This is a genomic window from Rhodococcus sp. 05-340-2, from assembly GCF_002258915.1.
GTDB lineage: Bacteria > Actinomycetota > Actinomycetes > Mycobacteriales > Mycobacteriaceae > Rhodococcoides.
Genome location: NZ_NOYU01000022.1, coordinates 157,630 through 170,744, shown reverse-complemented (window position 1 = coordinate 170,744; position 13,115 = coordinate 157,630). Strand labels below are relative to the sequence as shown.

The window sequence follows — 13,115 nt, the reverse complement described above, 5'->3', positions numbered from 1 at the left end:
CGGTCGTCATGCCGTCATGTCGAAAGCGGCGATGACCTTGTTCGGTGTCACCCGAACGATCAATTCGCCCGGAACACCGTTGCGTGCGCCGAACTCCTCGGCGCGATCGCGGCCCATGTACCTGGCCCCGAGCTCGGTGGCGGTGCGGAGCAACTCCGCGGGGTCCTCGTCGACCGACGCGATGCCCTGCACCTGGACGAATCCGTACGGCGGCTCTTCGAGATCGACGGTCAGCACGACGCGGGGGTCACGGCGAATCGACTTTCCCTTCGCCGTGTCGGCCCCGGTGTTGAACACGATCTGGTCGCCCTCGACGAGGAACCAAATGGGTGCCACCAGGGGCCTTCCGTCGGAGGCGAGGTATCCGAGCTTGCCGGTGCGGGTACCCGCGGACAGAAACTCGCGTACGCGCGGATCGGTGATCGACGTCATCGCAGTCACGCTACGCGGCCACACCGACAAGATCGATCCGTGGGCTTCGCCTCCGTGCTCCTACACAGCAGCTGCGTGAGTGAGCGCACCGGCGCAGATCGTGGCTCTGATGTCGGTCTCGGCGAGATCGTGCACCGAGCGGTGCACGGGATGCTCGACCAGAACGACGATGTCCGCTGCATCCCCCTCTCGGAGCGCGCCACGGCCACCGCACGCCGCGCGCAGTGCCACCTCGAGGGGCACGGCTTCGTCCAGGTGCCACGGGGGTCGGTCGTCGTCGGTACGGAACACCGCTGCGGCGACTCCCGCCAACGGCTCCGGTGGACTGACCGGGGCATCGGAACCGAAGAGCAAGGTCGCACCGCTTCGGTGCAGCGAGCCGTAACCGTAGGCCACCGAGCGCCGTCCGGCCCACAGGTCCTCGGCGATGTCGCGATCGGCCATCGCGTGCTGCGGTTGCACCGATGCCACGACGCCCAGCGCAGCGAAGCGCGCGACGTCGTCCGGCAGTATCTGTTGCGCGTGTTCGATGCGGCCACCGCAGCCGGCGCGCTCGAATGCATCGAGGGCGATGCCGTTGGCGCGGTCACCGATCGCGTGGATGGCAGGCACGATTCCGCCGCCCGACGCCCGCGAGACGAGCCGGTACAGATCGTCCCGAGTTTCGAGCAACAGCCCGTACGCGTCGTCCCCGTCGATGCCCGGGTACCGATCGTGGCAGCACGCCGTTCGAGTGTTGAGCGAACCGTCGAGCATCACCTTGAGCGGTCCGCGCCGGACCAGTTCCGACAGAGCCGAGACGTCGCCGGTGCGCTCGCCGCGCTCGAGTGCTTCGTCGAGCCATTGCGGCCACACCGTCGTGTCGACGCGCACCGCAGGCGAGCCGGCCGTCAGGCGTCGATCCCACACCGTCTTGTTGTCGGCGAACTCGAAATCCACGACGCCGGTGACGCCGCGGACCGCCAGTGCGGCGGTGGCGTCGAGCACGGCCCGATCGAGTTCGGCCGGATCGTCCTGCTCCTCGAGCGCCATGACCGCTTCGAGACCGTCGACGTCGCGCAGCACACCGGTGGGGTGATCGATACCCAGATCGTCGAGCAACGCCGGGCTCAGCCACAACGTGTGCAGATCCATGCTCGTCATCGCCACGCGAGCACCGGGCAGCGCATTCTCGAGCAGGTCCTTGTGCGGCTCCTCCGGCCAGTGTGCGTCACGGAAGCCGTTGGCGCGCACCACCGATTCGCCTGCCGTGCGCGCGTAGGGGTACACCAGGGCGACCGCGTCGGCAGCCGATGCGGCGGACCCGACATCGATTCGCCGCCGCGCCGCCGCCCACTGCGTCAGGTGCACGTGAGAGTCCACGAACCCGGGCAACGCCACCCCGCCCCCACCGTCGAGCACCTCCTCGCCCCGTGCGCGCCTGGTGCCCGCCGGAGTGATCGACGCGATGACCGATCCTGCGAGTTCTATGTCGAAGAGCACGCCGGAACCATCCAGTGCGACATTGGCGATAATCACTCCTGGGACTCTAGAGCGTCGTGGTCACGGGCGCGCATGCCATCCTCTAGCAATGGAAACAGAGCCTGGTGCGATGCAGACAGAGCCGGCCGGTCCCGTCGGATATCACGCGAGCGTGACGGTGCGGTGGTCCGATATGGATGCCTTCGCGCACATCAACCATGCACGGATGGTCACTTTGCTCGAAGAGGCGCGCATCGAATGGCTGCTCAGCGAGGGCGAGGCCAACGAGTCTCTGATCAAGAGTGCGTTGATCGCGAATGTGACCATTGCGTACAAGAAGCCGCTCCGGCATTCGGACGGTCCGCTCGACGTCACACTGTGGTTCGAGAAGGTGCGCGCTGTCGACTTCACCATCGGGTACGAGGTCCGCGCCGCGGGCGCGGCACTCGATTCGCCGCCTGCCGTGGTGGCGACGACCCGGATGGCGATGGTCGACGTCGGTGCCGAGACCCTGCGCCGCATCGCGCCGGAGGAGAAGGCCTATCTCGCGCGCTGGACTCGCTGAAACTCGGTCGCCCGGTCGACGAACCACGCCAACGCAGCCGGGTCGTCGACGGCACGTGCATCGAGAGTGCCTGCGGCAGTGGCACCTTGGAAGAGCCGTTTGAGCGGTACCTCGAGCTTCTTCCCGGTTCGAGTGTGGGGTATCGCGGGCGTGGCGATGACGTCGTCGGGAACGTGTCGCGGCGACGCCTGCGTTCTGATGACGGATTCGATGCGTTCACGCAACTCGTCGGTCGCACCACCCGGGACCACCACGAACAGGGGCATCCAGTATCCGCCGTCGGGTAGCTCGATGCCCAGAACGAGCGCCTCGGTGACCTCGTCCAGAGATTCGACGGCCTGATAGATGTCGGCGCTCCCCATACGAATTCCGTTGCGGTTGAGCGTGGAATCCGATCGCCCGTGTACGAGAACACTGCCGCGATCGGTCATGGTGATCCAGTCGCCGTGCCGCCAGATTCCCGGATAGGTGTCGAAGTAGGCGTCCCGGTAACGAGATCCGTCCGCGTCGTTCCAGAAGTACAGCGGCATCGACGGCATGGGCTCGGTGACGACCAACTCACCGACGGTGCCACGGACTGCGTGGCCGTCCTCGTCGTAGGCGTCGAGCGCAACGCCGAGGAACGGCACCGACAGCTCCCCCGCCCAGACCGGCGCGGTCCGCACTCCCCCGGCGAATGCCGACACCACGTCGGTGCCGCCGGAGATGGAGAAGACCGGTACGTGGGCTCCGATGTTGTCCGACAACCAGATCGACGACGTCGCAGGCATCGCGGATCCGGTGATGCCGACGGCCCGTAGTGCCGAGAGATCGTGATCGGCACCGGGATGCGCGTCGGCCTTGATGCACGCGAGCACGTACCCGGGGCTCGTTCCGAGGTACGTCACACCCAGCCGACCAGCGATGTCCCACAGTGCATCCGGCGTCGGGAACGACGGATTGCCGTCGGCGCACACGATCGTGGACCCGGCCAGTAGACCGGCGACCTGGAAGTTCCACATCATCCAGCTGGGGCTGGTGTACCAGAAGAACACGTCCTCTGGTCCCAGATCGGAGTGCAGGGCAACGGATTTGAGATGCTCGAGCACCACACCGCCGTGACCGTGCACGATCCCCTTCGGCAGACCGGTGGTACCCGAGGAGAACACGACCCACAGCGGGTGATCGAAAGGCACTGCGACCGGACTCAATTCGCGACTCTGCGCTGTTGCGGCAGACCAACTCACCGCGCTTCCCGACGCCTCGCCGACCGTCACCACGACCCGTAGCGTCGGCAACCCCGACGTGAGCGCGTCGACATCGGCGGCCTTGTCCCTGAACTTCCCTCCGTACACGTACCCGTCGGCAGTGATCAGCGCTGTGGGCTCGAGCTGGCCCAGACGGTCGAGCGCCGCCGAGGCCGAGTAATCCTGCCCACACGCGGACCACACCGCCCCCAGGCTCGCGGTCGCCAGGAATGCGATCACTGCCTCGGGAACGTTGGGCAGATATCCGACGACGCGGTCGCCGCGTCGAACTCCCGCGCCTGCGAGCGTCCCCGCCAGCGCCCCGGCCCGATCGATCACCTCCTGCCACGTCACGGTCCGCGTCGAACCGTCTTCGCGGGCGTGGACGATTGCGGCGCGACCGGGTCGAGAGTGCCTGATCACCTGGTCCACGTAGTTCAGCTGCGTACCCGGAAACCAGTGCGCTCCCGGCATACTGCGCTCTGCAAGCACCGTTGTCGGCACGCTGGAGGAGCGAACTTCGAAGAAGTCCCACACCGCTCGCCAGAACAGTTCCAGCTCGTTCGTCGACCATCGCCACAGAGCCGAGTAGTCCGGTAGAAGCACATCGTGACGTTGCTCGACGAAGCGCGCGAACTCGGTCACCCGAGCCTCGGCGAGATCGGAATCCGTCGGCGTCCACAGCGCACTGATCATGGAAGCGAGTATGTCAGCCGAACGGCAGCTGTTCGATCAGACCGAGCGATCGCTCGCGCATCTCGACCTTGCGCACCTTGCCGGTGACCGTCATCGGGAACTCGTCGACCACGTGCACGTACCGCGGGATCTTGTAGTGCGCCAGCCGTCCGTCACAGAAAGACCGTATCGCAGCCGAATCGAGGGGCGCGGCATCGTCTTTCATCCTGATCCACACCATCAGCTCCTCGCCGTACTTCGGATCGGGCACACCGATGACCTGTGCGTCGAGGACATCGGGGTGGGTGTAGAGGAACTCCTCGACTTCGCGGGGATAGATGTTCTCGCCGCCGCGAATCACCATGTCCTTGATCCGCCCGGTGATCGCCACGTAGCCGTTGTCGTCCATCACCCCGATGTCGCCGGTGTGCATCCACCCTTCGTCGTCGATGGCCTCGGCGGTCTTCTCCGGCTGCTCCCAATAGCCGAGCATCACCGAATAGCCGCGGGTGCACAGCTCGCCCGCCTCGCCGCGCGGCAGTGTGCTGCCCTCGATCGGGTCGACGATCTTGACCTCGAGGTGCGGACCGACGCGTCCGACGGTCGACACCCGCTGCTCGATGGAGTCCTCGCTCCGCGTCTGCAGGGACACCGGCGACGTCTCGGTCATGCCGTAGCAGATCGACACCTCGGCCATCCCCATCCGCTCGATGACCTGCTTCATCACCTCGGTGGGGCACGGTGATCCGGCCATGATGCCGGTACGCAGACTGCCGAGGTCGAAACTCTCGAAGTTCTCCAGTGCCAGTTCGGCGATGAACATCGTCGGGACTCCGTAGAGCGACGTGCACTTCTCCGCGGCGACGGCCGTCAACGTCGCCACCGGATCGAACGAGGGACCGGGAATCACCATTGCTGCGCCGTGGGACGTGCACGCGAGATTGCCCATCACCATGCCGAAGCAGTGGTAGAAGGGCACCGGAATGCACACGCGGTCCTCGGCGGTGTAATGGCAGAGCTCGCCGACGAAGAAACCGTTGTTGAGGATGTTGCGATGACTGAGCGTCGCGCCCTTGGGGAAACCCGTTGTCCCCGAGGTGTACTGGATGTTGATGGCATCGTCGGCACCGAGCCGCTCGGACACATCGGTGATCATGTGCGGAGTCTTCGCCAACGCTCGATGCCCGCGATCGGTCATCGCCTCCCACTGGATGCTCCCGATGAACAGCACCTCACGCAGGGATTCCACCTCGGGGCGCACGTCGTCGATCATCGCCGCGTAGTTCGATCCCTTGAACTCCGTGGCCGACAACAACACCGACACCCCGGCCTGCTTCAGCACGAACTGCAGCTCGTGCGAGCGATACGCGGGATTGATGTTGACCAACACGGCACCGATCTTGGCCGTCGCGTACTGCGCCAGAACCCATTCCGGGCAGTTCGGTGCCCACATCCCGACGCGGTCACCCACCTCGACTCCGGCCACGAGCAATCCGGCCGCCAACAGATCGACGTCGGCGACGAACTCCGAGTAGGTCCACCTCCGCCCGGACGCAACATCGATCAACGCATCACGATCCGAGTACCGCGCCGCAGTTCGATCCAGATTTGCGCCGATCGTGTCGTCCAGCACCGCGGTGTCGGACGCACCGGAAGAATAACTGTCCATACACCCCACGGTAGTGACCGCCGTCACCCTCGGCCACCCCCGGATAGGGGTGATGTCACTCCAGGGTGAGGGCCTCGGTCGCCTCGAGCACATCGGCTCGCGAGGTGTCCTTCAACGCCACACCCGACCGCCCGAGCTTCCTGGCACCGGCCAACAGACCGGCCACGATTCGTGCCGACTGCGCATACCCCTGACCTTCCGGCGGATGGATGTTGGAGATGCAGTTGCGATCGGCGTCGGTGCACCCGGGTTTCGGCAGATGCGTCAGATAGATACCGAGACTGTCCGCAACGGACAACCCCGGACGCTCCCCGATCAGCACCAGCACCGTCCGCACACCCATCGCCGCGGCGATGTGATCACCCAGCGCCACCCGTGCCTCGGTCGCGACGACCGGGGCCGCTATCGAATAGCGACCGGCCAGTTCGGCTTTCAACGCCTCCAGCATCGGCACACCATGATCGGCGAGTGCGCGCGGGGACAACCCGTCGCTCAACACGATTCCGATCTCGTCCTCGGAATTCACCACGTCCGACAGATCTTTCGGTTGCCGACCCAGATCGGGCCGTCGCAGATACTCCGCGCGACTCGTCGCCAACGACGTCACCACCGACGGTGCACCGAGACCGACCTGCTCCACCCGGCCCACGAAGTCCTCGACCTCGAGCGGCATGTGCACCGCATCCCGCGCCGCAGCGTGCGCCGAGCGAAACTCGAGCACCCGCGTGGTCGGCAACGAATCACCGATGCGCCCCAAACCGATTCGAGCCTGCGTCATCGCGCGCAACTCGCCCCAGAACTCGCCTTCCGGTCGTTCCGCAGGCTCCACTCCTGCCACTTCCTGCCGTTCCGCGGGCACTGCGCCCGATGGGTCTGTCATCGCGCACTCATCAACGCTCGAAGTGGCGATCCCGCGGCATCGACGTCGAGGACTCTGCCGTCGGCGTCCACCATGCCCAATCGGGAGAGCCACGACTCGAATTCCGGTGCCGGTCGCAGACCGAGAACCTGCCGAACGTAGAGCACGTCGTGAAAGCTCAACGACTGGTATCCGAGCATGACGTCGTCGGCACCCGGCACCGCGATGACGAACGCGACCCCAGCGGTGCCGAGGAGCGTCAGCAGGGTGTCCATGTCGTCCTGGTCGGCCTCGGCATGGTTGGTGTAGCAGACGTCCACTCCCATCGGCAGCCCCAGCAGCTTGCCGCAGAAGTGATCTTCCAGGCCGGCCCTGATGATCTGCTTACCGTCGTACAGGTACTCGGGCCCGATGAATCCGACGACGGTGTTGATCAGCAGCGGCTCGAGATCGCGGGCCACCGCGTACGCCCTCGTTTCCAGGGTCTGTTGATCGACGGGTCGGTCACCGGTGCCGATGTGCGCGCCCGCCGACAACGCCGAGCCCTGGCCCGTTTCGAGATACATGACGTTGTTCCCGACGGTTCCGCGGTGCAGCGATCGGCCGGCCTCGTTGGCCTCGCGTAGCAGCGGAATGTTCACGCCGAAGCTCGAATTGGCTCCTTCGGTGCCCGCGATGGACTGGAACACCAGATCGACCGGAACTCCCTTGTCGATCAGTTCCATCGTCGTCGTCACGTGCGAGAGCACGCACGACTGCGTCGGGATCTCGAAGCGCTGGCGAATTTCGTCGAGCAGATGCAGCAGGTCCGCCGTGGCCTGCGGTGAGTCGGTCGCGGGGTTGATCCCGATGACCGCATCGCCCGAGCCGAGGAGCAGTCCGTCGAGGGTGGCCGCAGCGATTCCACGCGGATCGTCCGTCGGGTGATTGGGCTGCAGACGCGTGGTGAGCGTTCCGGGTAGCCCGATCGTCGTACGGAACGCCGACGTCACCTGCACGGCTCGAGACACTGCGATCAGATCCTGGTTGCGCATGATCTTGCTGACCGCTGCCACCATCTCGGGAGTCAGTCCGGCGGCCACCGACCGCAACGTCGCCGCCGCGTTCGGCTTCGCGGTGACCTGGAGCAGCCAGTCCCGCAGGCCTCCGACGGTCAGGTGCGAGACGGCCCCGAAGGCGATGCGGTCGTGTGAATCGATGATGAGGCGAGTGACCTCGTCGGTTTCGTACGGGACGAGCAGATCGTGCAGGAAGACATCGAGCGAGACCTCCGACAACGCCCACTGCGCTGCCGCGCGCTCGGCATCCGATTCGGCTGCGCAACCGGCCAATTCGTCACCCGATCGAAGCGGCGTCGCCTTGGCCATCAAGTCCACCAGACCGTCGAAGGTGTAGGTGGTGCCCGAGACCTGCTGGGTGTAGATCGTCATTCCAGCTCGGCCTCGGCCTCGGCCAGAGCGGCGAACTCCTCGTCCGGCGAGTTCGCGACCAGATGATGCCTGCTGTAGATGCCGAAGTAGGCCATGAACGCGACGAACACTCCCAGGCACCACAGCGCCGCCGTGGAATCGACGACGAACGTGGCCACCACGGCGAGCGCCGCGATGATCAATGCGAATCCGGTGGTCACGACGCCGCCGGGGGTTCGGTACGGGCGTTCCATGTTCGGCTCGTTGCGTCGGAGCACGATGTGGCTGACCATCATCAGAACGTAGCTCAGCGCCGCGCCGAACACGGCCATGTTGAGCAACATTCCGCCCTGACCGGTCAGCGAGAGCAGGAAGCCGATGACGCCCGGGACGATCAAGGCGAGCGTCGGGGCCTTGCGAGAGTTGGTGATGGACAGTGTCTTCGGCAGGTACCCGGCACGCGAGAGCGCAAAGAGCTGACGCGAGTACGCGTACATGATCGAGAAGAAGGACGCGATCAGTCCGGCCAGGCCGATGTAGTTGACGATCTTGCTGGCGGTTCCGTCACCGAGGGCTTCCACCAACGGGTTTCCCGATTCCTTGACGGCGTCGGCACCGCCTGCGCCGGTCACCAGGAACAGCACGACGGCACCGGTGACGAGCAGCACGCCCATGGCGGCGATGATGCCGCGCGGGACGTTCTTGGTCGGATCCTTGGCCTCTTCTGCGGCCAGCGGAACACCTTCGATCGCAAGGAAGAACCAGATGGCGAACGGGACGGCAGCCCAGATGCCGAGGTAGCCGAACGGCAGGAATCCCGAGGCCCCGGCAGCGTCGGTCGGCGCGATGTCGGTCAGGTTGCTCGCGTCGAACTGTCCGATGGCGGCGATGGCGAAGACGATGAGTCCGACCAAGGCGATCGCGGTGATGACGAACATGATCTTGAGGGCTTCGCCTGCGCCGGAGAGGTGGATTCCGATGAACACCGCATAGACCACCAGGTAGACCCACCACCCGTCGGTGATGCCGAACAGCCCGAGGGATTCGACGTAGGCACCGATGAACGTCGCGATGGCCGCGGGAGCAATGGCATACTCGATGAGAATCGCTGTGCCGGTGGCGAATCCGCCCCACGGTCCGAGAGCGCGGCGGGCGAAGGTGTAGCCACCGCCTGCTGCGGGCAGCGCCGACGACATCTCGGCCATACCGAGGACCATGGCCAGGTACATCCCCGCGATGATGATGGCCGCGATGAGCAGACCCCCGAAGCCACCCTCGGCGAGACCGAGGTTCCATCCGGAGTAGTCGCCGGAGATGACGTAGCTGACTCCGAGGCCCGCCAGCAGGACCCAGCCGGCCGTCCCCTTCTTCAGAGTTCGCTTGGCCAGGTAGTCACCGCCCTCGACGTGCGACTGAGTGCTCTCGTGGGAGCCTGCTTTCGGATGAGACGACTGGGGGTCTACTACGGACATTGCAAGCCTCTCGTCACCAGTTCGCTCGGAGCGGGGTCACGCCCGAGGGGGTCGATTCACAACACGTGTGGCGCGCGAATCGGTTCAAGATAGGCCCGTGATGTAAGCGGCGCGTCATCGATGAATGACGGGCGAATTACGGCTGGTACCCGACGGCGTTGACGTCGCCGATGTCTCCCTCGTCCGGTTCGGCGACTGTCAGTACTGCGTCCACCACAGCTCTGTTGGTTTCCAACTCACGCTCCAGCCGCCGGAGCGTGTGCGCGATGCGTGATTCTGCGAAATCACCGACGAGATCGACACTCGCCACCACGTAGAGCTGTTTGGGACCGACGAACTCGATGCGAACGAACCTGACCGACGCCACGTCGGGAAGTTCTTCGATCCGCTGCACCACCGCGTTCCATAATGCTCTCGATCCCGGTTCGCCGGTGAGGAATCGGCGGTTTCGATCGATCAGAACGAACGCGACGATTCCGAGCAGTACACCCACCAGAATGGAGCCGATGGCGTCGAACGCCGCCGATCCGGTGAGCTGATGCAGGCCGATTCCGGCACCGGCGATGACGATGCCGATCAGTGCGGCACTGTCCTCCGCGAACACTGCACGCAGCGTCGGGTCCGAGGTCTCGAGTGCGTAGTCGAGAAAGTCCCGGTCGTACTCGGCGGCCTCGCCGCGGATCTGACGCACCGATTGCAGAAACGACACGCCCTCGAGCAGGAAAGCGATGGCGAGCACGACATAGGCCACCAGGTAGTTCTCGCTGCTCGATTCACCGGCGAACAACGAGGTGACGCCGTGCCACACCGAGACGGCCGCACCGGCGACGAACAGTCCGATCGCCGCGAGCGTCGACCAGAAGTACGTTTCGCGTCCGTAGCCGAGCGGCCGACGATCGTCCGGTCCGCGCGATCCCCGACGATTGGCGACGAGCAAGAAGATCTCGTTACCGGTGTCGGCCCACGAGTGCGCAGCTTCGGCGACCATCGATGCAGATCCGGTGAACACCGCGGCAAACGTCTTGGCAATCGCGACGCCGAGATTGGCGACGAAAGCGATGATCACGGTACGTAGGCTCTCGCCGCCCTCGGCCGCGTCGGACTTCGGTGCGCTCTTCATCTTTCGCACTGTATGCGCTGCCGCACTCAGCCCTGGAGCATCCCCGGGACGGGACATGCGTCGACGGCCTCGGCGACCACCAACGGATCGTCGGGAACTTCCGGCCGTCGACCTTCTTCCCAGTCGACGCCGACGAGCGGCGGATGCTCGGCGAGGATGTCGTTCTCCTCGTCCGTGTAGGCCCGCCCGCGACTGAGGAAGCGCACTCCCTCGGGCGATTCGAGCGAGAAGCCACCGCCGCGGCCGGGAACCACGTCGAGTACCAGTTGAGTGTGCTTCCACGCCTGGAACTGCGAGCCCGAAATCCACACCGGCACACCATCGGTGCCACTGGGGAGGTCGGGCGGGATCTCGCCCACCCCGAGCCGGAGGTCGATGTACCCGAGGAGAACATCCCGGTCGCCGACGATGAATTCCCCTGCGGGGTAACACATCGGCGACGACCCGTCACAACATCCACCGGACTGATGCATCATCAGTTTGCCGTGGATACCGCCGAGGCGACGGAGCAGGTCCATCGCCTCGACGGTTGTCTTCAGCCGCGCGGGCGGCCGAGGGCTGTTCATCAGAAGAAGCCCTGTGCCTTCTGCGCGTAGCTCACCAACAGGTTCTTGGTCTGCTGGTAGTGATCGAGCATCATCTTGTGGTTCTCGCGGCCGATACCGGACTGCTTGTAGCCACCGAACGCGGCGTGCGCGGGGTACTGGTGGTACGTGTTGGTCCACACGCGACCGGCCTTGATGTCACGTCCGGCGCGGTAGGCGACGCCACCGTCACGAGACCAGACGCCTGCGCCGAGGCCGTAGAGGGTGTCGTTGGCGATGTCGATCGCGTCGTCGTAGTCCTTGAACGACGTCACCGACACGACCGGCCCGAAGATCTCTTCCTGGAAGATGCGCATGTTGTTCTTGCCGGTGAAGATCGTCGGCTGCACGTAGTAGCCGCCGTTGAGGTCGCCGCCGAGCTGGGCGCGCTCGCCACCGGTGACGACCTGTGCGCCCTCACCCTTGCCGATCTCGATGTACGAGAGGATCTTCTCGAGCTGATCGTTCGATGCCTGCGCGCCGATCATGGTCTCGGTGTCGAGCGGATCTCCCTGTCGCACAGCCTTGGTGCGGATGGCTGCGAGGGCGAGGAACTCGTCGAAGATGTCCGCCTGGATCAGCGAGCGCGACGGGCAGGTGCACACTTCACCCTGGTTGAGGGCGAACATCGTGAAGCCCTCCAACGCCTTGTCCTGGTAGTCGTCGTTGGCCTGCAGCACGTCGGAGAAGAAGACGTTGGGGCTCTTGCCACCGAGCTCGAGGGTCACCGGAATCAGGTTCTGCGACGCGTACTGCATGATCAGGCGGCCGGTTGTGGTCTCACCGGTGAACGCAATCTTGGCGATCCGCGGGCTCGACGCCAACGGCTTGCCTGCCTCGACTCCGAATCCGTTGACGATGTTGATGACACCGGGGGGAAGAAGGTCGCCGATGATCGAGATCAGGTGCAGGATCGACGCGGGAGTCTGCTCGGCGGGCTTGAGCACCACTGCGTTACCCGCGGCCAGAGCGGGCGCGAGCTTCCACACGGCCATGAGGATCGGGAAGTTCCACGGGATGATCTGCCCGACGACACCGAGCGGCTCGTGGAAGTGGTATGCCACTGTGTCGCTGTCGATTTCGGACAGCGACCCCTCCTGCGCTCGGATGCAACCGGCGAAGTAGCGGAAGTGATCGACGGCGAGCGGAATGTCGGCATTGAGGGTTTCGCGGATCGGCTTGCCGTTGTCCCAGGACTCCGCCAGTGCGATGGACTCGAGGTTCTCGGCGATACGGTCGGCGATCTTGTTCAGAATCACGGCGCGCTCGGCAGCGGAGGTCTTGCCCCATGCGGGGGCCGCGGCGTGTGCGGCATCGAGCGCGAGCTCGATGTCCTCGGACGTGGAGCGGGCGACCTCGCAGAAGTTCTCACCGGTGACGGGAGTCGGGTTCTCGAAGTACTGACCCTTGACCGGCGGTACCCACTCGCCACCGATCCAGTTGTCGTAGCGCGACTGGAACGACATGACGGAATCGGCGGTACCTGGACGGGCGTAGACGGACATTGAAAATCCTCCTGATCGACACGTGCTTCACAGTTGATGCGGTGTGTGATTCAGGACACTAGGGGTTGCAACGTTGCAACTACGTTGCCGATGCGACGGCATCTGTGTCGCTGCACCTGCCGGAGGTACCGACAGTGG

At 65.1% G+C, this 13,115-nt stretch carries 11 protein-coding genes; 1 reads left to right on the top strand and 10 read right to left on the bottom strand.

Features of this window, described 5'->3' with window-relative positions; all coding sequences use genetic code 11:
* Positions 1-6 precede the first annotated feature (6 nt).
* The gene (locus CH271_RS11615) at positions 7-432 is read right to left on the bottom strand and encodes a PPOX class F420-dependent oxidoreductase (protein ID WP_037188346.1); all 426 of its coding nucleotides are present in this window, start codon (positions 430-432) and stop codon (positions 7-9) included.
* A gap of 60 nt (positions 433-492) precedes the next feature.
* A complete protein-coding gene (locus CH271_RS11610; protein ID WP_094633681.1) occupies positions 493-1,950 on the bottom strand; it encodes an amidohydrolase in 1,458 nt (485 codons plus the stop codon).
* Positions 1,951-2,023: 73 nt separating this feature from the next.
* On the opposite strand from CH271_RS11610, the gene CH271_RS11605 reads away from it, so the two are divergent.
* Complete coding sequence (locus tag CH271_RS11605) at positions 2,024-2,458, top strand: acyl-CoA thioesterase (protein ID WP_094633799.1); 435 nt, start codon at positions 2,024-2,026, stop codon at positions 2,456-2,458.
* On the opposite strand, the gene CH271_RS11600 is transcribed toward CH271_RS11605, so the two are convergent.
* The 8 genes from CH271_RS11600 to exaC form a co-directional block, all read right to left on the bottom strand.
* Positions 2,434-4,380 carry an acetoacetate--CoA ligase gene (locus CH271_RS11600; protein WP_094633680.1) on the bottom strand — a complete coding sequence of 649 codons (1,947 nt, stop codon included), beginning with the start codon at positions 4,378-4,380 and terminating at the stop codon, positions 2,434-2,436. The two genes, CH271_RS11605 and CH271_RS11600, sit on opposite strands and share 25 nt — an antisense overlap.
* 13 nt (positions 4,381-4,393) lie before the next feature.
* Positions 4,394-6,028, bottom strand: coding sequence for an AMP-binding protein (locus CH271_RS11595; protein ID WP_179274859.1), 1,635 nt, complete (start codon positions 6,026-6,028; stop codon positions 4,394-4,396).
* A 55-nt stretch (positions 6,029-6,083) separates the two neighbouring features.
* On the bottom strand, positions 6,084-6,857 hold the full coding sequence (gene eutC, locus CH271_RS11590) for an ethanolamine ammonia-lyase subunit EutC (RefSeq protein ID WP_441347150.1): 774 nt from the start codon (positions 6,855-6,857) through the stop codon (positions 6,084-6,086).
* 47 nt (positions 6,858-6,904) lie between these two features.
* The gene (locus CH271_RS11585) at positions 6,905-8,317 is read right to left on the bottom strand and encodes an ethanolamine ammonia-lyase subunit EutB (RefSeq protein WP_094633677.1); all 1,413 of its coding nucleotides are present in this window, start codon (positions 8,315-8,317) and stop codon (positions 6,905-6,907) included.
* Positions 8,314-9,768: an ethanolamine permease gene (eat, locus tag CH271_RS11580; RefSeq protein WP_037188356.1), complete on the bottom strand. Its 1,455-nt coding sequence runs from the start codon at positions 9,766-9,768 to the stop codon at positions 8,314-8,316. The genes CH271_RS11585 and eat overlap by 4 nt, the downstream gene beginning before the upstream one ends.
* A 136-nt stretch (positions 9,769-9,904) precedes the next feature.
* Positions 9,905-10,888 (bottom strand): cation diffusion facilitator family transporter, encoded by a 984-nt coding sequence (locus tag CH271_RS11575; RefSeq protein ID WP_094633676.1) that lies wholly within the window; start codon positions 10,886-10,888, stop codon positions 9,905-9,907.
* Positions 10,889-10,914: 26 nt separating this feature from the next.
* Positions 10,915-11,454, bottom strand: coding sequence for a DUF779 domain-containing protein (locus CH271_RS11570; RefSeq protein ID WP_179274858.1), 540 nt, complete (start codon positions 11,452-11,454; stop codon positions 10,915-10,917).
* Entirely contained in the window at positions 11,454-12,977 is a 1,524-nt protein-coding gene (gene exaC, locus CH271_RS11565) for an acetaldehyde dehydrogenase ExaC (protein WP_037188363.1), read from the bottom strand. Before exaC ends, CH271_RS11570 begins: the two co-directional genes overlap by 1 nt.
* Positions 12,978-13,115 lie beyond the last annotated feature (138 nt).

Bases quoted from the DNA above. Each gene is read 5' to 3' on its own strand.
- CH271_RS11605 (WP_094633799.1), top strand. From the start codon at position 2,024: ATGCAGACAGAGCCGGCCGGTCCCGTCGGATATCACGCGAGCGTGACG.
- CH271_RS11615 (WP_037188346.1), bottom strand. From the start codon at position 432: ATGACGTCGATCACCGATCCGCGCGTACGCGAGTTTCTGTCCGCGGGT.
- CH271_RS11595 (WP_179274859.1), bottom strand. From the start codon at position 6,028: ATGGACAGTTATTCTTCCGGTGCGTCCGACACCGCGGTGCTGGACGAC.
- CH271_RS11570 (WP_179274858.1), bottom strand. From the start codon at position 11,454: ATGAACAGCCCTCGGCCGCCCGCGCGGCTGAAGACAACCGTCGAGGCG.
- exaC (WP_037188363.1), bottom strand. From the start codon at position 12,977: ATGTCCGTCTACGCCCGTCCAGGTACCGCCGATTCCGTCATGTCGTTC.
- CH271_RS11585 (WP_094633677.1), bottom strand. From the start codon at position 8,317: ATGACGATCTACACCCAGCAGGTCTCGGGCACCACCTACACCTTCGAC.
- eat (WP_037188356.1), bottom strand. From the start codon at position 9,768: ATGTCCGTAGTAGACCCCCAGTCGTCTCATCCGAAAGCAGGCTCCCAC.
- CH271_RS11600 (WP_094633680.1), bottom strand. From the start codon at position 4,380: ATGATCAGTGCGCTGTGGACGCCGACGGATTCCGATCTCGCCGAGGCT.
- CH271_RS11575 (WP_094633676.1), bottom strand. From the start codon at position 10,888: ATGAAGAGCGCACCGAAGTCCGACGCGGCCGAGGGCGGCGAGAGCCTA.